The organism is Brevibacterium sp. XM4083, from assembly GCF_006489205.2.
In the GTDB taxonomy this organism is placed as follows: domain Bacteria; phylum Actinomycetota; class Actinomycetes; order Actinomycetales; family Brevibacteriaceae; genus Brevibacterium.
Genome location: NZ_VFYR02000001.1, coordinates 712,875 through 731,920, shown reverse-complemented (window position 1 = coordinate 731,920; position 19,046 = coordinate 712,875). Strand labels below are relative to the sequence as shown.

Genomic DNA, 19,046 nt, shown 5'->3' with positions numbered 1-19,046 from the left:
AGGCGACGTCGCTCAGGCGATGTCCGCGACCTCGCCGAGCAGCGGCTCCTTCCCGCTCTTCGCCGCCTCGACGAGCAGCGCATGATCGGCGGTGACCACCTCGGCGTACTTCTCCGCCCACGCCGCCACGGCGTTCGCGAACGAATCCGAGGTCCCGAGGTACCCTGCGACAAGGCGGGCCTGCGGAGACTGAGAATGCGCGCGGGCCAGCACCTCACCGCACAGCCGGGAATAGCCGTCGAACTGGGTCGCATCGAGTTCGGCGAGGTCGTAGCTGCCCTTCATGTCGCGGAACTGCCGCCAGTAGTAGTCGCGTCCCTCATACGTCGTCCAGCCGAGGAACGGATCGGAGACGGACTGGAGCACGAGCTGCGAGCGGACGACGCGCTCCCCCTCCGATGACAGACGCTGCCCCTCCGGGTGGGAGGAGAATCTCGGCAGACCGCCGAACGCCGAGACCACCGACTCCTGCGCCTCCTTGACCTGGAGCAGCAGCGATTCGCCGTCGGGGCCGGTGAGGAGGACGAGGAAGCAGCGGGTGCCGACACTGCCGACGCCCACGACCCTGAGCACCGAATCGGCCACCCCGTACTGCCTGAGCAGCACGGCCACATCGGTGCGCGCCGTCTGCCGGTACTCCGCGAAGATCCCGGCGACATCGATGCCCTGTTCGTCGAAGTGCCTCGTCAGCGGGGGCTGGTCGACGATCCGCAGGCCCGAGGACGATGTCTCCGTCGCGAACTTCTGCAGCGCTTTCTCACCGGTGCGGCTGCGGGCCTTCTTCATCGCCTTCGTCGTCGCCTTGCGATGCCCCTTGCCGCTGATCGCCTGGAGCATCGTGTCCGAATCGACGATCGCGTAGAAGCGGTCGAGCGCGGTCACCGCCATGAGTGCGGCCAGCCGATCCTGGTATCCCCGCACCGCGGCGAAGGCCGCCGATCGCCCGACGTCATCGCCGAGCCCGTGGACCTGAGCGCTGAGGAACGCCGAGGCGGCGAGGCGTTTGACATCCCATTCGAACGGGGCGAACTCCGCCTCGTCGAAATCGTTGAGGTCGAAGATGAGGGAGCGCTCGCGGGACGCGAAGAAGCCGAAGTTCCCGACATGTGCGTCCGCGCTCGAGAGCACGAAGGGACCGGTCGTCGTCCCGGCGGCGAGATCGATGGCCATCTGCGCAGCCGCCCCGCGGTAGTAGCTGAACGGCGATTCGGCGAGCCGCTGGGTGCGGATGCCGAGGAGTTCGGGCAGCCGTGACTCGTTCTGCCGGCAGATCACTCCCACCGGGTCGCGGTCGGGCGGCAGCAGCAGCTCGGCGTGGCGTGAGCGCGGTGTGTCCTTGCGCAGGGCTCTGCCGTCGGACTGGTCCATGTCATCACCCTCGCTCTCACCGCGTCGGCCCGGCGCCGATTCGTCCCCTCATCGTAGTGCGACAGAGCCGATCTCCGCGGCGGCGAGCCTGCCTTTTCAGCGCCGTCCTCAGGCGATGCGCTCGGGGTGGGAGTAGACGTTGAAGCGGCCCTTGCGGTTGAAGCCGATGACGGTGACGCCGCTCGTCTTCCCGAAGTCGACGGCGAGTGCCGAGGGGGCGCTGACGGCCGACATCATCGGGATTCCGGCCATCGCGGACTTCTGCACGAGTTCGAACGACGCCCGGGCTGAGACCTGGAGGACCGTGCGCGAGAGCGGCAGTCCGCGCTCGGCCATCGCCCAGCCGATGACCTTGTCGACGGCATTGTGCCGGCCGACGTCCTCGCGGACGACGAGGAGTTCGGGTTCGGCCCCGGGGTCGTCGCCGACGGCGAAGAGCGCGGCGGCGTGGACTCCCCCGGTCTTGTCGAAGACCACCTGCCCTGCGCGCAGTCGGTCGGGCAGCTCACCGATCCGGGCAGGGGTGAGCAGCGGAGGGAAGACGATCTCTCCGTCCTCGTCAAGACGCGGGGCGTCGATCCCGCCGAGGCCGTCGGCGGGCACGAGCGGATACGCCGACTCCTTCGTCACCGCATCGATCGCGGCCGTGCCGCAGATCCCGCAGGAGGACGAGGTGTAGACCGAGCGGGCCGGTGCCGTGGCGGCATCCCAGACCCCGGGTCGCAGGCGCACGCCGGCGACGTTGTAGTTCCGAGAGCCGTCGGGGGCGAGCCCTGTCGAGAAGTCGATCTCGGCGATGTCGTCCATCGACTCGACGATGCCCTCGGAGAGCAGGTAGCCGGAGACGAGTTCGACGTCGTTGCCGGGCGTGCGCATCGTCACGGAGAACTGCTCGCCGTTGAGGTTGACCTCGAGCGGCTCCTCCCCGGCGAGCGAGTCCGGTCCGGCTTTGATCTCACCGGTCGCGTCGAAGCGGTGGACGCGGGCGCGGACGGCCTTGCGCTGCTGCACGGCTCAGACCCGCGGTCCGTGGTCGGTCGTGTCCTCGACCGAGGTCTGGATGTGTTCGAGGAGGTCGTCGATGACGGTGATGCCGTCCCTCACCCCGCCCTTCGAACCGGGGAGGTTGATGACGAAGCTGCGTCCGCGCACACCGGCCACGCCGCGGCTCATCACCGCCGACGACGTCGACTCGAGGCCTTTGCGCCACATCGCGTAGATGAGTCCCGGCGACTGCCGCTCGAGGAGTTCGGCGGTGAACTCGGGTGTCCGGTCGTCGGGTGCGAGCCCGGTGCCGCCGCTGGTGACGATGACGCGTGGACGCTCCTCCGCGGGGGTGTCGACGAGCAGCGTCCGCAGAGCCTGCCCGACCGGTTCGCCGTCGCGGACGACGATCGCGTCGGGACAGTCGTAGCCGCGACCGCGCAGCCACTCGACGAGGAGCGGGCCAGTCGTATCCGCCGCCTCTCCCCTGGCCGCCGAGGTCGAGGCGATGATGACAGCGGCAGAGCGTCCTGCGCCGAGGCGGTCGGTCGTGGTCTCGCTCGTCGTCATTGCCCGTCTCCTCACTGGTCCATCGCTGGGTTCGCCACCATTCTTCCACGCCGCCCTGCCGTGCGCGCGAGTCCCGGTCGGAACTCGACCTGCCGCGCTCCTGTCCGATCGTCCGCCCCGTCGGCGACAGGCCGACATGATGGTCAGTAGAGTGAGAGTGAGTCGCCGCGGCGCCCGAGGCCCGGTGTGTCGAACGAGGAGCCGCGATGGACGACCTGACGCTGAGCACGCTCACCTGGCTGCGCATGGTGCGCTTCGTCCAGAACAGCAATCAGCTCTCCAACGACCACCTGAAGCAGTTCGACCTCACGGTCGGACAGTTCGAGGCGCTCGCGAACATCCGCGCCTATCAGCCGATCACCCAGTCCGACCTCGCCGAGCGCCTCACGGTCAGCGGCGGCGGGATCTCCCGGATGCTCACCCGCCTCGAACGCGACGGCCTCATCGCCCGGCGCCAGGACTGGAAGACGAAGTACATCTCGCTCACCGACAAGGGACGAGCGCTCCTCGAAGAGGCGTTCCCCAGCCAGCTCGCCCTCCAGTCCTCGATGTTCGACGACGCCCTGAGCGAATCCGAGCGCATCGAGCTCCATGCGCTGATGAAGAAGCTCTACGAACGCAGCGTCGCACGCCGCAGCGCGCTGCCGGAGACTCCTGGGGAATAATCCCCCGCACTCCTCAGTTGACATGACAAACGAGAATGTCATCGTCACTCAAGGAGACACCGTGCCCGAGTCCCAGAACCTCATGAAGGAGCTGAACTTCGACCCCAGCCAGGGCCTGCAGTTCGGCATGTACACCCTCGGCGACCACCTGCCGAACCCCGCCGACGGGTCGCGCGTGAGCGCCGGCGAGCGCATCCGCGAGTTCGTCGCCTACGCCACGGCCGCAGAGGAAGCCGGTTTCGACTTCTTCAGCGTCGGCGAGAGCCACCAGGAGTACTTCGCCTCGCAGGCCCACGCCGTCATCCTCGGCGCGATCGCCCAGGCGACGTCGTCGATCCGCGTCGGCAGCACCTCGACGATCCTCTCGACCTCGGACCCGGTCCGGGTGTTCGAGAACTTCGCAACGATCGACCACCTCTCCGGCGGTCGTGCCGAACTCGTCGCCGGCCGCGCCTCACGGGTGGGACTCTTCGAGCTCCTCGGCTATGATCTGCGCGACTACGAGGAGCTCTTCGAGGAGAAGTTCGACCTCCTCCTCCAGATCGCCCGCAAGGAGTCGCTGACGTGGAACGGGCAGTATCGTGCCCCGCTCACCGACGCCGCGGTCATCCCCCGCCCTGCGCAGGAGACGTTCCCGATCTGGCGTGCCGTCGGCGGTGCGCCGACGAGCGCGATCAAGGCCGGCCTCGCCGGCGTCCCCATGGTCATGGCCCATCTCGGCGGGACCACCTCGGTGTTCAAGACGACCATCGATGCCTACCGCGAAGGCGCCCGCCATGCCGGATACGACCCGGCGACCCTCCCGATCGCCACGGCCGGGTTCCTCTACACGGCACCGTCGTCGCAGGATGCCCTCAAGGAGCTCTACCCGCACGTCAACGAGGGGATGCGCCGGGTCAACGGGCAGGGCATGCCCAAGCAGCTCTTCGCCCAGAGCGTCGATCCGCGCAGCATCGTCAACATCGGCAGCCCGCAGGAGATCATCGAGAAGATCCTCCACCAGCACGAGGTCTTCGGCCACCAGCGCTTCCTCGGTCAGATCGACTTCGGCGGGATCCCGTTCGACCGCGTGATGAAGCAGATCGAGACGATCGGCTCGGAGATCATCCCCGCCGTGAAGAAGTACACTGCGCAGCCGGCCGCCGATTCCGACGGCACCAGCGCGCCGGCCGAGCCGACCTCGGGCGACGGCGAGACCGCGGGCACGAAGAGTGAGGAGCTCGTCTGATGAGAATCGTCGTCCTCTCCGGCTCGAACGTCGGGACGAAGACCCGCACGGTCATGGAGTACGTCACGCAGGCGGTGATGAGCTTCGACCCGGACGTCGAGGTCACGCTCATCGACCTCGCCGAGGCGGACATGGTCTTCAGCGACGGCCGGAACTTCACGGAGTACTCCGGGGACACCGGTCGGATCACCCGGACGCTCATGGATGCCGATGCGATCATCATCGGCACCCCGATATTCCAGGCCTCGATCCCGGCGACCCTGAAGAACGTCTTCGATCTGCTGCCGACGAGCGCCTTCCGCGACAAGGTCGTGGGCATGGTCGCGACCGCCGGTTCGCCGAAGCACTTCCTCATCCCCGCCCAGCAGCTGACTCCGATCCTCACGTACATGAAGGCGCAGGTCGTCCAGCCCTACGTGTTCGTCGAGGAGAAGGATCTCCATCGCAACCAGATCGTCAGCAGCGACATCACCCAGCGCCTCGACCGCCTCGTCGAGGACACCGTGGTGCTCACCCGCACGTACACCGCGATCCGCGAGGAGAGGGAAGCCGCCTACGGCTTCTGAGCCAGCATCGTCACTGAGTGCATTGCGACAATGCGCCTGGTTCGTCAAGCGAATCCCGGAGAGCAGAATCCGCTCTCCGGGATTCGTCGCACCTGCCCGCATCAGTGCTGGTGAGAGCCGAGATTCACGGGGGTTTGCCGAAGTCCGCCCAGGGTCCTGCCAAGCTCCGTGAATAGGGTTCTGGTTGTCATTTCAACTCACATGGAGGACAACATGTACGCCACCACCGGACTGCCGACACTTGCCCGCGACGTCATTGCCCTCATTGCCCGCATCGGGCTCGGAGTCATCCTCATGGCCCACGGCTGGCAGAAGTTCAGCGAATGGACCATCGCCGGAACAACCGCCTCGTTCTCGCAGATGGGAGTGCCCCTCCCCGAGGTGGCCGCCCCGTTCGCGACCTTCGTCGAACTCATCGGCGGCGCCCTGCTCATCCTCGGCGCCTTCACTCCGATCGTTGCGGTGCTCATCGCCGCGAACCTCCTCGGAGCCCTCGTCATCGTCCACTTCATCCCCGCCCCGTTCGTCAGCGAGGGCGGCTGGGAGCTCGTCGCCGCACTGTCCGCCGGAGCGCTTCTCATCGCCGCGATGGGACCCGGACGCTTCAGCGTCGACCGCTTCCTCTTCAGCGGCTCGAAGAAGAAGTCGGCATCGCGCGGTGCCCGCACCAGCGGTGTGCGCTCGGTCGCGACAGCCTGACTGGTCGCGACTGCCTGACTGGTCGCGACGGCCTGCGTCGTCACTGCCGGTCTGCGCGACAGGACAGCCGGACTGAGAGCACCGAGGGCCGCTCGTCCCACCTGGGGCGAGCGGCCCTCGTCGCATTCCCCGCTCGACATCCTCCGGCCCGGCCACCTCGGCGCAGTCGTCCCTCCTCTGCCAAACGCCGCGATCTTCGCTAGACTGGAGGTGACGCGGCGATCGGGACGACCCGGTCGCTGTCCTACGCGATGAGGACGGCCTCGTAGAACTGGATCAGACCGTCATGAATGCCGTACTCCGCAGCATCATCACCCCCGCAGCCGTCATTCGGCTCGTCCTCGGCTGGGGCGCTGTCGTCGCCCTCTCCCTCTTCGGCTCCCTCCTCGAGGCCCCCGCCCCAGCGCCGCTGCTCATCACCGCGCTCGTCGTCATCATCGGCGTCATCCTGCTCTGCGCGTTCGGGGTCGTCCACGAAGCCGAACATCTGGCGCACCGCCTCGGCGATCCCTACGGCTCGCTCGTCCTCACCCTCTCGATCGTCCTCATCGAGGTCATCCTCATCGCCGCGGTCCTCCTCGGTCCCGGCGACCATGCGACGATCGCCCGCGACTCCGTCATGGCCGTGTCGATGATCATCCTCGGCGCCGTCGTCGGCATCTGTGTGCTCGTCGGCGGCCTGCGGCACGGGGACATGGAGCACAACCGGACAGGCACCTCGGCGTACCTCAGCCTGATCGTCGTCCTCTCTGCGCTCGCGTTCGCGCTGCCCGCCGTCATCGGCGAGGACGGAAGCTATCTGCCGTGGCAGGAGATCCCGATCATCGTGCTGACGATCGCCATCTACGTCTTCTTCCTCGTCCGCCAGATGGGTGCGCAGGCCGATGACTTCCGCGAGGTCGACCCGCGGCTCGTTCCCGCCGGGACGGCTCAGGTCGAGACGACGCAGGCCGGGACGGCGCAGCTCGAGACGGCGGAGGTCGGTTCGGTGCCCACCGGCACGGCGCAGGCCCCCGCCCCGGCAGGCACAGGGCACGCCGGCACGGCGCACGCCCCAGCACACCCGGGCATCCTCGAGATCATCGCGACCCACCGCGTCGAGATCGTCGCTCGCCTCACCCTCCTCGTCATCACCGTCTTGCCCATCGTCCTCCTCTCCCATGACATGGCCGCGCTGCTCGATGACGGGCTCAGCCGCCTCGGCGCCCCGACCGCCCTGTCGGGCATCGTCATCGCGATGATCGTCTTCCTGCCCGAGACGATCACCGCCATCCGCGCCGCCTGGCAGGGCGAAGTGCAGCGGGTGAGCAACCTCTGCCACGGCGCGCTCGTGTCGACCGTCGGACTGACGATCCCCGTCGTCCTCGTCATCGGCCTCCTCACCGGCCAGCAGATCGTCCTCGCCGAGGGCCCGGCGAACCTCCTCTTGCTCGGCGTCGTCATCCTCCTGTCGGTGGCGACATTCGCCGCACGGAAGGTCACCGCCGTCCACGGGGCGGCACTGCTCATCGTCTTCGCCGCCTACGGGATCAGCGTGTTCTCGTAAGTGTCGTCGCCGAGGCGGCAGGTCCTCCACGGCCCGCCGCCGACTCCGAGGCGACGACTCCTGCTCAGCCCGCCGGCGCAGTTCTGTCCCGGTCCGACCACAAGATCGCCGACCCGTCGCCCTGATGGGCCGATCCGTGGCAGGCTGAAGACACCCGACCCCACCGCCGATCGAGACTGAGAGGAGGGCGAGGATGCGCCACGACACCGAGCGCTCGGTCACGCACGCCTTCCTCGACGCTCCCGTGCCCGCACACTGGCAGGCCGTCGTCAGGCAACTGAACTCCAGTCCGTTCACGCACCTGAGCAGGGACGACATCCTCGCCGAGGCGACCGGCCTCCTCATCGTCGCCCCGTCGGCAGAGGTGGTCGCCGCCGGTCTCGGCACCCTCCTCGCCGCGCTCGATCCGGTGCCCGCCGGCTTCGTCACGGTCCGCGCCGCCGAGGAGGTCGACCCTGCCGACGTCCCCGCGGGAACGTGGGTGCTCCTCCCCCACCGAGCGGACGGATGGGTTGAAGCCGAAACCGCCTCGGCGAAGCTCCACCGAGAGTTCGTCGCGGAGAACACCGCGCGGTTGCGCGCCCGCGATGACAGCACAGGCGAATCCCCGCGCACCGTGGGCGTCGTCGTCATCGAGTACGGCATCAACCTGTGGTTCTGGGCCGAACCGCCGGCGTCCGGGGGCGATCCCGTCTGCCACGCCGGGGAGCTCATCAGCTGGGAGAGCGCGTGGACGCTCAGCGACGCCTCGACCACCGCCGGGGCGCGACCGCCGATCCTCTTCGGGCTGCCACCGGTGCTGCACCGACGACGAGCAACCGGCTGACCCCGCGGTTCACCGGGCGGTGGCGTCTGTCACCGCAGGGTCGATCCACTCGTCACCGCGGAGTCGACCCACCCGTCACCGCGGGCGATCTGTGCCCGTGGCCAACCTGACCTCCTCGACGAAGGCGAGCGCGGCGGGGCTCGGGTTGAAGTCACTCCACGCGAGGTATTCGGTGCGGGTCGGGCCGCCCGTGATTGCGACCGTGGAGAGCCCGCGCTCAGCGGGCACCACTGCCGGGGGCAGCAGCGCGATCGCGAGGTCTGCGCCGACGAGGTCGAGGATCATCTCCGCTGTCATCACCTCGAACGCGACGGTCCGCACCAGCCCGGCGGCGGCGAACGCCCGGTCGGTCTGTTCGCGACCGGGACTGCCGGCAGGGAAGTCGACGTAGGTCTCGTTCGCGATGTCGGTGAGACTGAGGCGACGCCGGCCGCCGAGGCGGTGCCCGGGACCGAGGATCGCGACGTGACGCTCCTCGGCGAGGACGAGATGGTCGGTGCCGGACGGCGTCACCGAAGCAGGCAGTCCGAGCACGGCGGCGTCGAGCTCGCCGGCGCGAATCTCCGCGATGAAGCGTCTGCTGTCTCCGGCCCGCATCGTGATGCGCACCTGCGGATGTCGGGCGTGCAGTGAGGCGAGCACCGCCGAGAGGTCGAGCGCGGTGACCGTGGGAATGACGCCGATCGACAGCGTCCCGCGGATCTCGCCGGCGGCTGCCGCGGCGGCTGCCCCGGCCCGGTCGGCGGCCTCGAGGGCGGCGCGGGCGGCGGGAATGAACGCGGCGCCGGCATCGGTGAGGTCGACGCGCCGGCTCGTGCGCGCGAAGAGCGTGACACCGAGTTCGTGTTCGAGAGCTTTGATCTGATGGCTCAGCGCCGACTGGACGACGTGACACCGTGCGGCGGCTCGCGTGAAATTGCGCTCCTCGGCGACGGCGATCGCGTAGCGCATCTGCTGAAGCTCCATGCATCTATCGTGAATCACGATCGCTGAGATGAAAAGCATGTGTTGGACTCATTGACGATTCGGGCGGAATCTGAAGACATGACCTCGACGATCTCGCCTCCGGATCCCTCGCCAACCCGGTCCCGCCTCGGCGCGACAATGGCCACCGCCGTTGCTCCTGCCGTCTGGGGCACGACCTATCTCGTCACCACCGCTTTCCTGCCCGCCGACCATCCGCTGTTCGCTGCGCTCATGCGCTCCCTGCCGGCGGGCCTCATCGGGCTGCTCATCGCCCGCCGGCTGCCGCAGGGTTCGTGGTGGTGGAAGGCGCTTGTGCTCGGGGCCCTCAACATCGGTGTGTTCTTCCCGCTCCTCTTCGTCGCCGCCGGTCGTCTGCCGGGCGGAGTCGCGGCGACCCTGGGGGCCACGCAGCCGATCCTCGTCACCGTCCTCGCTGTCGTCATCCTCGGCGAACGGCTCTCCCGCTGGCGGCTGGCCTGGGGCATCGTCGGTGTCGTCGGCGTCGGCATGGTCGTCCTCGGACCCGGGGCCGGCTTCGACCCTCTCGGTCTCCTCGCCGGCATCGGCGGGGCGGCGTCGATGGGCGTCGGCGTCGTCCTCGTCAAACGCTGGGGCCGCCCGCCCGGGCTGAGCGCGGTCGGCTTCGCCGGATGGCAGCTGACCGCAGGCGGGCTCGTCCTCCTCGTTCCGACGCTGGCCTTCGAGGGTGTGCCGGGGCGCATCGATGCTGCGGGAGTCGCCGGCTACCTCTGGCTCGGCATCGTCGGCGGCATCCTCGCCTACACGCTGTGGTTCCGCGGATTGGGCCGCCTCCCGGTGACCGCGACGGCTCTGCTCGGGCTGCTCTCACCGCTCGTGGCAGCGGGTCTCGGGGCGCTCTTCGCCGGTGAGCGCCTCACCCTGCTCCAGATCGCCGGGTTCGGTCTCGCCCTGGCCGCGCTCGCCTGCGGACAGCTCACCCCACCTCGGCGGGGACAGCCCACGTGACGACGGACCACCTCGGCGATCACGATCCGAAGGCCCTTGACTCACGGTCGTAGGCTGAGGTTATGGAGTTCAGGTATCTCGGAAACAGTGGTCTGAAGATCTCGGAGATCACGTACGGCAATTGGCTCACCCACGGTTCGCAGGTCGAGAACGACATCGCGACGAAGAGCGTCCATGCCGCCCTCGACGCCGGCATCTCGACGTTCGACACCGCCGACGTCTACGCCAACACAGCCGCCGAACAGGTCCTCGGCGATGCTCTGGCCGGGCAGCGACGGGAATCGGTCGAGATCTTCACGAAGGTCTACTTCCCGACCGGCCCGAAGGGGCACAACGACACCGGCCTGTCGCGCAAGCACATCATGGAGTCGATCAACGGATCGCTCACCCGTCTGGGCACCGACTACGTCGACCTCTACCAGGCGCACCGCTACGACTACGAGACGCCGCTGACGGAGACGATGCAGGCCTTCGCCGACATCGTCCGGGCCGGCAAGGCGCTCTACATCGGTGTGAGCGAATGGAACGCCGACCAGCTGCGGGCCGGTCACTACCTCGCCCAGGACCTCGGCATCCAGCTGATCTCGAATCAGCCGCAGTACAACATGCTGTGGCGGGTCATCGAACCGCAGGTGGTGCCGACGTCGAAGGAGCTCGGCATCTCGCAGATCGTCTGGTCGCCGATCGCCCAGGGCGTCCTCACCGGCAAGTACAAGGTCGGTCAGCCGGCCCCTGCCGGGTCGCGCGCAACTGATGACAAGGGCGGGGCAGACATGATCTCCCGCTACCTCAATGATGAGACACTCACGGCGGTCGCGAAGCTCGAGCCGATCGCCGCCGACCTCGGCCTGACGATGGCCCAGCTGGCGATCGCGTGGGTGCTCGCCAATGACAACGTCGCCACCGCTCTCGTCGGGGCGTCGCGTCCCGAGCAGATCGCATCGAACGTCGCCGCCGCCGGGGTCAAGCTCGACGCCGAGGTGCTCGATCGCATCGATGAGGCCCTCGGAGATCTCCCGGAGACGGATCCCGCGAAGACGAAGTCCCCGGAGACCCGCATCGTCTGACGCGCATCTCGAGCCGCGCCGGCGGGTCCCGAGTAGGAGGCTGAGCGAACGCTCCTGACACGCACCGGCTCGAGCGCCCGGCGCAGGGTGGCTCGAGCGGCCCGACGCGGGGTGGACGCTCCGGTGTTAATCTCCCGAGGTGGATCTGAGCTGAAGATCAGCGGATTGTCGAGCTCGATCCACCTCGGAGAGCCGAGTCGCCAGAATCAGCGCGGAGCTGACATGCGGTGAAGCAGCGGGTTGGGTTGTCACGGGGGTGGATCGGTCGACGGACCCATTGCCGCCACTGCAGCACCGTCAGGGACGCCCGTCGTCGTGGCGTGCGGCCATGCCGCTCGTCAGGCGGTGGACGAGGTTGCGAGCCTCTAGCGGTTCGAGGATCTCGATGTGGTCGGTGAACTGGATGAGCTGACGGACTCCGTCGAGCTCCTCATAGCCGACGGTGATCGTCACGGTCTCGTCCCACCGGCGATCGTCATCGTCACTCGGTTCGAGCCCGACACTTGGTTCGAGGCTGAGCAGGCGACTGCCGAGGATGCGACGGACCAGATCCTCAGCGGCAGCGTCGATCACGGCGGTGACGACGACAGCGTGCCGAGTCTCGAGCCGCGTGACCAAGTGATCAGCCACCTCGGCGAGGGTGACATCATCGCGGACCCGCTTGGGCTCCCCGAGCTCCCGCCATGTGTGCACCCGGGACAGGGCGAACATCCGCGGGTCGCCCTCGACATCGGCGATGAGGTACCACCGACCACCGCGCGAATAGAGACCGTAGGGATCGACGGTGTGGTCCGCGGCGTCGGACTGCCCACTCGGACGGTACCGCAGACTCAGACGCCGGCCGCGCCGCAGCGCCTCGACGAGGGGACCGGCGTCGATCGACGGCCCCGCGTCGAACCACCCCGTGGTGTCGATCGCGACGAGGTCCCCCAGCCCCGTCGTCTTCGTCATGCCCTTGTGCTCGGCACCGACCGGCCACGGCGCTCGTGTCGAGAGCTTCCGTGCGGCCGAACGGGTGGCGGCTTCGAGCCCGAGTTCGCGGGCCCGGGCGACGTCGACGCCGACGAGCCCGAGCGCTTCGGCCTCGCGGTCACTCAGCCTGGTGACGTCGATGTCCGCGCCGTAGACGAGGGAGATGCCGCCGCCTCGACCGCGTTCGGCGATGACGGGAACATCCGCCTCGGCGAGAGCATCGATGTCACGCAGGATCGTCCGCTTCGAGACATCGAACTGTTCGGCCAGGTCAGCGGCGGTCGTCTGCCTCCCGGTCTGCAGCACGGCGATGATCGCCAGCAGACGCTGCGGACGATCCATGGCAGCCTCCCGACGACTGTTCTTCGCGACCGATCGAAAGATGACATGGGCTGTCATCTATGGGTGCCACTGTAGTCGTGTCAGCACCCGGCAACCAGTGAAGGAGCCATCATGTCCACCCCGAACCTCTTCCTCATCTACGTCACCGACACCGAGGCCTCGACCGCGTTCTACTCCGACCTCTTCGGAATGGAACCGGAGATGGTCACACCGCGCTATGTCTCCTTCGAGGTCGCGCCCGGTGTCCTCTTCGCGGTGTGGAGCGGAGGCGCCGAGGCGATCGCCCGGGCAGGTGCCCGCACCGCGGAAGTCGGGCTCATGGTCCCCGGGTCCGCCGAGGCGGTCGACCGGATGTTCACCGATTGGACGGCGAAAGGCGTGTCCGTCGTCGAGGAGCCGCACGATGCGGTCTTCGGGCGCACGTTTGTCGTCGCCGACCCGGACGGCAACCTCATCCGGGTCTCCCCGGTCGACTGAGGCGCCGCGCAGCCCCTGCCCGCGGGTTCCAGTGCCCGCGGGCCGGTGCGGTGCAGGGTCTCAGCACTCAACGACCCCTGCACTCGAGCACTCGGCACTCGAGAGGCGATGGCCTACTTGTAGAAGCCCTCGCGGAGGTTGATTCCGTATTCGACCCACGCCTTGAGCGCGGCGAGCATGCCGGTCCAGCCCATCGAGTTGCCGAAGGCGCCCTCGGCTCCGCCGACCGTCGTCTTCCACGCCTTCTCCGTGATCGTCACGAGCGTGCGGGTTCCGTCATCGACCGGCGAGAACTCGAAGGTCGTCGTCGTCTTCGGCGCCGTCGTGTGCTCCGAGCCCTCCCACGCGATGACGATCTTCTCATCGGGGACGGTCTCGATGACGTCGACCGGGAAGCGCCCGGGGAAGTCAGCGAAGTCCCAGGTCACCTCGGCGCCGGGAGCGAGTCGGCCGCGGGCGCCGCCGGTCGTGAAGTACTTCGAGAGCTGCTCGGGGTCGGCCACCGCCTCATAGGTCTCATGGGGCGTCTTCGAGATGTAGCCGGTGACGGTGAAGGAGAGCTCCTCCAGCGGGGCCTGCTTGTCGTTCTGCTCATCATTCATGTGATATTTTTACCACATGTCTGGAGAGAAGGGAACAGGTTCGCGCCGAGGCGACCGCACGGAGAGCGGATCCGCCGACTCCCGCGACGACGCCGTGTTCAAGGCGCTCGCGAATCCGACCCGGCGTCGCATCCTCGACCTCCTCCGCGCCGAACCGCGGACGACCGGAGCCGTCGCCGCCGAATTTCCCGAGCTCGATCGCACGACCGTCCTCCAGCACATCCGTGTGCTCGAACATGCCGAGCTGCTCACCGGTCGCAAGGTCGGCCGGACCCGCGTGCTCGCCCTGGCTCCGCTGCCGATCAAGCGGATCCACGACCGCTGGATCGGCGACTACGCCCATGCCGCCGTCGAACTCCTCGCCTCCCTCGACACCGAGAACGAGTGACCCGGCCGCAGCACGCACTCAACCTGGCCGGTCTCGGAGTCTGCGCCAGGTCCAGGGTGAACCCTGGATTCTGCGCCAGGTCCAGGGTGATTCTGCGCCGCGGCGATGGCGAAAATCGAAGAGATAACGCCATGAACGTGGCGCAGACCTCTGGGAAGCGCCATGGATGCGGCGCTCAATCGCGCACGCAGCGACCACCTGCGCAGTCTGCTCCCTCTAGTCCCGGCCACCCGATGTGCCGGCGCGCCGCGCGGCGACGATCCATGACACGAGTCCCGCGAGCAGGAGGATTCCGGCGCAGAGGAGGAAGGTCGCGGTGTCGCCGAGGTAGGTGAACCCCACCCCGCCGATGACCCCGGCGATGCCGAGGCCGATGTCGAAGCTCATGTTCCACGCGACGCTCGCCCGCGCCGGGGTGCTCACAGCGGTGAACGCCATGACGAGGCTCGCCGACTGGAGAGTGCCGAGCCCCAGTCCGACCACCGCCATCGCCAGCCCGAGGACGACTCCCCCGCCGGTGATCGCCGTGATGATGAGGCCGCAGGCCGCCAGGCCGACGCCGGCGAGGTTGAGCCCGAGCGGCGAGCGCGCATCGGCGACGGCTCCGGCGGCGAAGCGCCCGATGACGGAGAACACCTGCATGATCCCGATGTAGATCGCCGGAGTGGCGATCCCCTCCCCTGGACCGAAGCCGACGATGAGTCCGAAGGTGACCATGCCGATGAGGAACGGCGCGAGCATGGTGAGCAGAGGAAGGATCTCGCCGAGGCGGCGCCGGCCCTGCGAGGACGCTCCGCGGTCAGCGTCAGGGCCCGAAGTCCGGGCACCGACGCCGGCACCCGAACCCCGGGCACCGCCGTCGGAGACCGCCGCCTGAGCATCAGCGTCAACAGCGCGGTGTGTGCCGGGCAGCCCGTCGTGCTCGGCGCCGGGCGGCGGGACACGTCCGGGCAGGAAGCGGATGATCGTCGGTGCCGCGAGCAGCAGGGTTCCGCACGCGATGAGGCGGAACGACCACACGGGGACGACACCGATGAGCCACAGCCCGAACGGCGCCCCGAGGGCCGCCGCGAGCGAGGTGATGCCGCCGAAGATGCCGAGCGCCTTCCCCAACCGGCGGGGCGCCACCGTCCCCGGGACCGCGGCGTTGGCGAGGACGACGAAGAGGCCGAACCCCATGCCGCCGAACACCCCGGCGAGGACGAGGCTGAGCAGCGGCTGCGTCACGATGAGGCCGCACACCTGCCCGAGCACCTGGAGTCCGAGGGCGACGAGCAGGGCCGAGCGCAGGCCGAGCCGCGCGCCCAGCCACGGGGCGAAGGGCTGGACGGCGATGACGCCGACCATCATCGTCGTCAGCACGGCACCGCCGGTCACGGTTGCGAGCCCGCCGATCGCCCCGATCGAGACCATCGTCGAATAGCTGAGGAAGAACCCGGAGAATCCGAACATCGCCGACCACACGAGCCCGAGCAGGGCCGGGGTCAGAGTGCGACGATCATCCATACTCGCACGTTACGTCATCGCCTCCCCGAGGCGGCTGCGGATCTCGCATTCGCGATGATCGGTGGTCAGCGCCCGCTGGTCTTCGCTGGTCGGACACGCACTCTGCCGGGCACTCAGCCGCCGACCGAGCACCGGCAGCGTTCATTCCGTGTTCCTCGACGTTCTGTAGAATCGCGGCATGACCTCGTCGCAGCTTCCCGACAGCCCGTCCTCCGGCCTCATCGACACGGCTTTCGTCCTCCGCTACGAGCCCCAGTACGAGCTCACCGACCTCGAGGCCGAGATCTTCGATTCGATCGCCCCGAAGGTCGTGCGCCGCGAGGGCTACAAGCGCAAGAACTTCCTCAAGGTCGTCGAGTGGAAGGCCGTCGCGGTGCTGCCGATGGCCGAGAAGCTCTCCGGCGACGACATCGACTACGTCACCGCCGTCGCCCTCGACGAGGACACCCCGAACCATCTGCGCCTGCCTTTCCTCAAGGTCCTGCCGGGGGTCGGCAATCCTCTGGCCAGCGCCCTGCTCACCGTCTTCGATCCGAAGAAGTACGCGATCCTCGATGCCCGTGCCGTCGGTGTCCTCCACGACCATGGCCTGCTCGAATCCGCCAACCCGTCGCATGTCGACTACACGGCCTACCGGAAGCTCGTGAAGTCCCTGGCCAAGGGCGCGAACTGCGCTCCCCTCGACCTCTACCGCGCTCTCGTCGCGTACTCGCGCCAGCCGAAGGGCTGAGCGTCGCCGACCTCCGTCAGCCTCAGATCGCGCCGGCCGCCGCCAGTGCCGGCACCACCCGATCCCGGGTGAGCGGGGCGAACTGGCGCTCGGCGGTGTCGGCGGGCATCGGATCGCATGGGAACCATCCGGCCGCGGCGATCTCGGCCTGATGCCGGATGTCGGTGAGGTCGAGCCCGGCGGGCACCCCGTCGTAGACGAAGACGTCGCCGATGACCCGATGGTCGGCCTCATTGGCGGCCGCTGCGGTGAACTCCCCGAGCGGCGAGAGACGAACGGGATCGAGGTCGAGTCCGAGCTCCTCGGCGATCTCCCGGATGATCGTGTCCTCCGGGGTCTCGCCCGCCTCCGGTTTGCCGCCGGGCAGCATGAACGACGTCGTCCCGGTCTTGCGGACCATGAGCAGTTCCGGGCGTTCGGGGTGGATGACGACGAGCGCGCTCACGCGGATGTCCCTCATGGTGTCCTTTCGCCGAGGCGGTGGTGTCCGGGTCAGTCCGACCAGAGGCCGGAGGCGCCTCGGCGATGGGAGCCGACGAGGTGCGTGTCCACCATACCGACGGCCTCCATGAGCGCATACATCGTGGTCGGACCGACGAAGCGGAACCCTCTGCGCTTGAGCGCCTTCGACAGTGCCGTCGATTCCGGGGAGGTCGTGGGCACCTCGGCGATCGTCTGCGGTGTCGGGGTCTGTGCGGGCCGGAAGCTCCAGATGAGCTCGCTGATCCCGCCGGAGTCCCGCAACGCGATGATCGCCCGGGCATTGCCGATGCATGCCTCGATCTTCCCGCGATGCCGGATGATGCCGGGATCGTCGAGGAGGGCTGTGACCTCGGCGTCGCCGTAGCCGGCGACGGTGTCGACATCGAAGTCGGCGAAGACCTCGCGGAACCGTTCGCGCTTCTTGAGGATCGTCAGCCACGACAGCCCCGCTTGGAAGCCCTCGAGGCTGAGGCGCTCGAAGAGCCCGGACTCATCGCGGACCGGCAGACCCCACTCGGTGTCGTAGTACTTCAGCAGCAGCGGATCCCCGTAGGCCCACGGGGTGCGCGCGAGACCGTCCTCGCCGACGACCGGGCCACCGGCCATCGTCTCCACGGCACTGGTTTCCCCGGCGCCTGTCTCCTCCCTCACGGTGCCACCGCCTCCTTGAGAATCTCCCACAGCGCTTCGACATCGCTGCGCTCCGTCGTCAGGGAGCCGATCGAGATCCGCACCATCCACCGACCGTCGAGCGTCGACGGGGACACGTACGCGCGCCCGGAGTCGTTGACCGCCCGCGCCCACTCCCGGGTGTGCGCGTCGAGGTCCTCCCCGCTCACGCCCGGCGGCTCATGGCGGATGCACACGGTCTGCAGGGGCACAGGGGCGACGACGGTCCACCCCGGTTCGGCCTCGACCTGCGCGGCGAACCAGCGGGCATTGTCCAGGTCACGGCGCAGGCGGGCGCGGATCGCCTCGGCGCCTTCGATGCGGAGCATGAACCACAGCTTGAGCGCCCGGAACCGGCGCCCCAAGGGCACACCCCAGTCGCGGAGGTTGGTCACCTCGGCGTCCCGATCGGACTGCAGGTACGAGGGATTCGTCGACATCACGGCCTCGAGATGGGCGGGATCGCGGACGAAGAACAGAGAGCAGTCGAAGGCGACGCCGAACCATTTGTGGACGTTGATGACGAGTGAATCGGCGCGGTCGATGCCCTCGGCCATACCCCTCATCTCCGGGAGGATGAGGGCGGACCCGGCCATCGCGGCATCGACGTGGAACCACAGGCCGTGTGCGGCGGCGACCTCCCCGATCGCCGCGAGCGGGTCGAGTCCCGTGGTCGTCGTCGTTCCGCACGTCGCGACGACCGCGGCGGGAACGGCACCGGCCGCACGGTCGGCGGCGACCGCCTCGGCGAGGGATTCCGGATCCATCGCGAAGTCCTCGTCGACGTCGACCCAGCGGATCTGGTCCTCCCCGAAACCGGCGAGGAGCACGGCCTTGCGGACCGAGGAGTGCGCGTACGGGCTGAGGTAGACCGTCAGCGGAGCGCTGGCCTGGGTGAGCCCGGGGCCCATCATCGCGAAGTCCGAGGCGCGTTCCCTGGCCCCGAGCATCGCGAGCAGGGTCGCCGTCGAGGCGGTGTCCTGGATGACCCCGCGGAAGTCCGCGGGCAGCCCGAAGAGGTCGCGGGCCCACCCGAGGACGACCTGCTCGACCTCCGACAGCGCCGGGGAGGCCTCCCAGGACAGCCCGAGCACCCCGAGTCCCGAACTCGCGATGTCACCGAGCACCGAGGAGAGCTCGCTGTTGGCGGGGAAGAAGTTGAAGAACCGCGGATGCTGCCAGTGCGTGAGCCCGGGCATGACGATGTCATCGAGATCCCCGAGCACTGCGGCCGGATCCTCCCCGTCCTCCGGCGCCGAGGCGGCCAGGCGAGCGGCGATGTCACCGGGAGGGACACTCGCGCGCACGGGCCGCTCATCCAGGGAGGCGCGGTAGTCGGCGATCCAGTCGATGAGGTCGTGGCCGTGCTTCCGGAACTCCTCGGGCGTCATCGTCGCACCGCCCG

The 19,046-nt window shown here is 68.6% G+C and carries 21 protein-coding genes; 11 read left to right on the top strand and 10 right to left on the bottom strand.

Translation table 11 applies throughout. The annotated features are described in order from the left end of the window. Positions 1–12: 12 nt before the first annotated feature. From FJ887_RS03170 to FJ887_RS03160, 3 genes are all read right to left on the bottom strand, one after another. Positions 13–1,368, bottom strand: coding sequence for a DUF2252 domain-containing protein (locus tag FJ887_RS03170; RefSeq protein ID WP_137824339.1), 1,356 nt, complete (start codon positions 1,366–1,368; stop codon positions 13–15). A gap of 108 nt (positions 1,369–1,476) precedes the next feature. Next, positions 1,477–2,379 (bottom strand): formate dehydrogenase accessory sulfurtransferase FdhD, encoded by a 903-nt coding sequence (gene fdhD / locus FJ887_RS03165; protein ID WP_137824340.1) that lies wholly within the window; start codon positions 2,377–2,379, stop codon positions 1,477–1,479. Positions 2,380–2,382: 3 nt separating this feature from the next. Further along, positions 2,383–2,922 carry a MogA/MoaB family molybdenum cofactor biosynthesis protein gene (locus FJ887_RS03160; protein WP_137824341.1) on the bottom strand — a complete coding sequence of 180 codons (540 nt, stop codon included), beginning with the start codon at positions 2,920–2,922 and terminating at the stop codon, positions 2,383–2,385. A 206-nt stretch (positions 2,923–3,128) separates the two neighbouring features. Between FJ887_RS03160 and FJ887_RS03155 the strand changes: the two genes are divergently transcribed. The 6 genes from FJ887_RS03155 to FJ887_RS03130 all read left to right on the top strand — a co-directional run bounded on the left by FJ887_RS03155 (position 3,129) and on the right by FJ887_RS03130 (position 8,452). Further along, the gene (locus tag FJ887_RS03155) at positions 3,129–3,587 is read left to right on the top strand and encodes a MarR family winged helix-turn-helix transcriptional regulator (RefSeq protein WP_137824342.1); all 459 of its coding nucleotides are present in this window, start codon (positions 3,129–3,131) and stop codon (positions 3,585–3,587) included. A gap of 22 nt (positions 3,588–3,609) precedes the next feature. Then, entirely contained in the window at positions 3,610–4,815 is a 1,206-nt protein-coding gene (locus tag FJ887_RS03150; protein ID WP_249356451.1) for an LLM class flavin-dependent oxidoreductase, read from the top strand. Further along, a complete protein-coding gene (locus tag FJ887_RS03145; RefSeq protein ID WP_137824343.1) occupies positions 4,815–5,381 on the top strand; it encodes an NADPH-dependent FMN reductase in 567 nt (188 codons plus the stop codon). Before FJ887_RS03150 ends, FJ887_RS03145 begins: the two co-directional genes overlap by 1 nt. Before the next feature lie 213 nt (positions 5,382–5,594). Next, positions 5,595–6,080, top strand: a complete 486-nt coding sequence (locus tag FJ887_RS03140) for a DoxX family protein (RefSeq protein ID WP_137824344.1) — start codon at positions 5,595–5,597, stop codon at positions 6,078–6,080. 286 nt (positions 6,081–6,366) lie between these two features. Then, positions 6,367–7,626 carry a calcium:cation antiporter gene (locus FJ887_RS03135; RefSeq protein ID WP_137824345.1) on the top strand — a complete coding sequence of 420 codons (1,260 nt, stop codon included), beginning with the start codon at positions 6,367–6,369 and terminating at the stop codon, positions 7,624–7,626. A 193-nt stretch (positions 7,627–7,819) separates the two neighbouring features. Then, positions 7,820–8,452 (top strand): hypothetical protein, encoded by a 633-nt coding sequence (locus FJ887_RS03130; RefSeq protein ID WP_137824346.1) that lies wholly within the window; start codon positions 7,820–7,822, stop codon positions 8,450–8,452. A gap of 75 nt (positions 8,453–8,527) precedes the next feature. Here the strand turns inward: FJ887_RS03130 and FJ887_RS03125 are convergent, their stop codons facing one another. Next, positions 8,528–9,418 (bottom strand): LysR family transcriptional regulator, encoded by an 891-nt coding sequence (locus FJ887_RS03125; protein WP_137824347.1) that lies wholly within the window; start codon positions 9,416–9,418, stop codon positions 8,528–8,530. A gap of 78 nt (positions 9,419–9,496) precedes the next feature. Here FJ887_RS03125 and FJ887_RS03120 point away from each other — a divergent pair, with 78 nt between their 5' ends. Then, a complete protein-coding gene (locus FJ887_RS03120) occupies positions 9,497–10,405 on the top strand; it encodes an EamA family transporter (protein ID WP_137824348.1) in 909 nt (302 codons plus the stop codon). A gap of 62 nt (positions 10,406–10,467) precedes the next feature. Next, positions 10,468–11,472 carry an aldo/keto reductase family protein gene (locus tag FJ887_RS03115; protein ID WP_137824349.1) on the top strand — a complete coding sequence of 335 codons (1,005 nt, stop codon included), beginning with the start codon at positions 10,468–10,470 and terminating at the stop codon, positions 11,470–11,472. Positions 11,473–11,769: 297 nt separating this feature from the next. Here the strand turns inward: FJ887_RS03115 and FJ887_RS03110 are convergent, their stop codons facing one another. Beyond that, positions 11,770–12,786: a helix-turn-helix transcriptional regulator gene (locus FJ887_RS03110; RefSeq protein WP_137824350.1), complete on the bottom strand. Its 1,017-nt coding sequence runs from the start codon at positions 12,784–12,786 to the stop codon at positions 11,770–11,772. A gap of 111 nt (positions 12,787–12,897) precedes the next feature. Here FJ887_RS03110 and FJ887_RS03105 point away from each other — a divergent pair, with 111 nt between their 5' ends. Next, positions 12,898–13,263 (top strand): VOC family protein, encoded by a 366-nt coding sequence (locus tag FJ887_RS03105; RefSeq protein ID WP_137824351.1) that lies wholly within the window; start codon positions 12,898–12,900, stop codon positions 13,261–13,263. A 113-nt stretch (positions 13,264–13,376) separates the two neighbouring features. On the opposite strand, the gene FJ887_RS03100 is transcribed toward FJ887_RS03105, so the two are convergent. Further along, on the bottom strand, positions 13,377–13,865 hold the full coding sequence (locus tag FJ887_RS03100) for an SRPBCC domain-containing protein (RefSeq protein WP_137824352.1): 489 nt from the start codon (positions 13,863–13,865) through the stop codon (positions 13,377–13,379). A 16-nt stretch (positions 13,866–13,881) separates the two neighbouring features. Between FJ887_RS03100 and FJ887_RS03095 the strand changes: the two genes are divergently transcribed. Beyond that, complete coding sequence (locus tag FJ887_RS03095) at positions 13,882–14,253, top strand: ArsR/SmtB family transcription factor (RefSeq protein WP_137824353.1); 372 nt, start codon at positions 13,882–13,884, stop codon at positions 14,251–14,253. 216 nt (positions 14,254–14,469) lie between these two features. Here the strand turns inward: FJ887_RS03095 and FJ887_RS03090 are convergent, their stop codons facing one another. Beyond that, entirely contained in the window at positions 14,470–15,759 is a 1,290-nt protein-coding gene (locus FJ887_RS03090; protein ID WP_137824354.1) for an MFS transporter, read from the bottom strand. Positions 15,760–15,937: 178 nt separating this feature from the next. Here FJ887_RS03090 and FJ887_RS03085 point away from each other — a divergent pair, with 178 nt between their 5' ends. Then, entirely contained in the window at positions 15,938–16,489 is a 552-nt protein-coding gene (locus tag FJ887_RS03085) for a hypothetical protein (protein WP_137824355.1), read from the top strand. Between the two features lie 22 nt (positions 16,490–16,511). On the opposite strand, the gene FJ887_RS03080 is transcribed toward FJ887_RS03085, so the two are convergent. From FJ887_RS03080 to FJ887_RS03070, 3 genes are read right to left on the bottom strand one after another with little or no spacing between them, the layout of a single operon-like run. Continuing rightward, the gene (locus FJ887_RS03080) at positions 16,512–16,949 is read right to left on the bottom strand and encodes an NUDIX hydrolase (RefSeq protein WP_137824356.1); all 438 of its coding nucleotides are present in this window, start codon (positions 16,947–16,949) and stop codon (positions 16,512–16,514) included. Positions 16,950–16,981: 32 nt separating this feature from the next. After that, positions 16,982–17,578, bottom strand: coding sequence for a DNA-3-methyladenine glycosylase I (locus FJ887_RS03075; RefSeq protein ID WP_137824415.1), 597 nt, complete (start codon positions 17,576–17,578; stop codon positions 16,982–16,984). A gap of 41 nt (positions 17,579–17,619) precedes the next feature. After that, the gene (locus FJ887_RS03070) at positions 17,620–19,032 is read right to left on the bottom strand and encodes a pyridoxal phosphate-dependent decarboxylase family protein (RefSeq protein ID WP_137824357.1); all 1,413 of its coding nucleotides are present in this window, start codon (positions 19,030–19,032) and stop codon (positions 17,620–17,622) included. Positions 19,033–19,046: the final 14 nt, after the last annotated feature.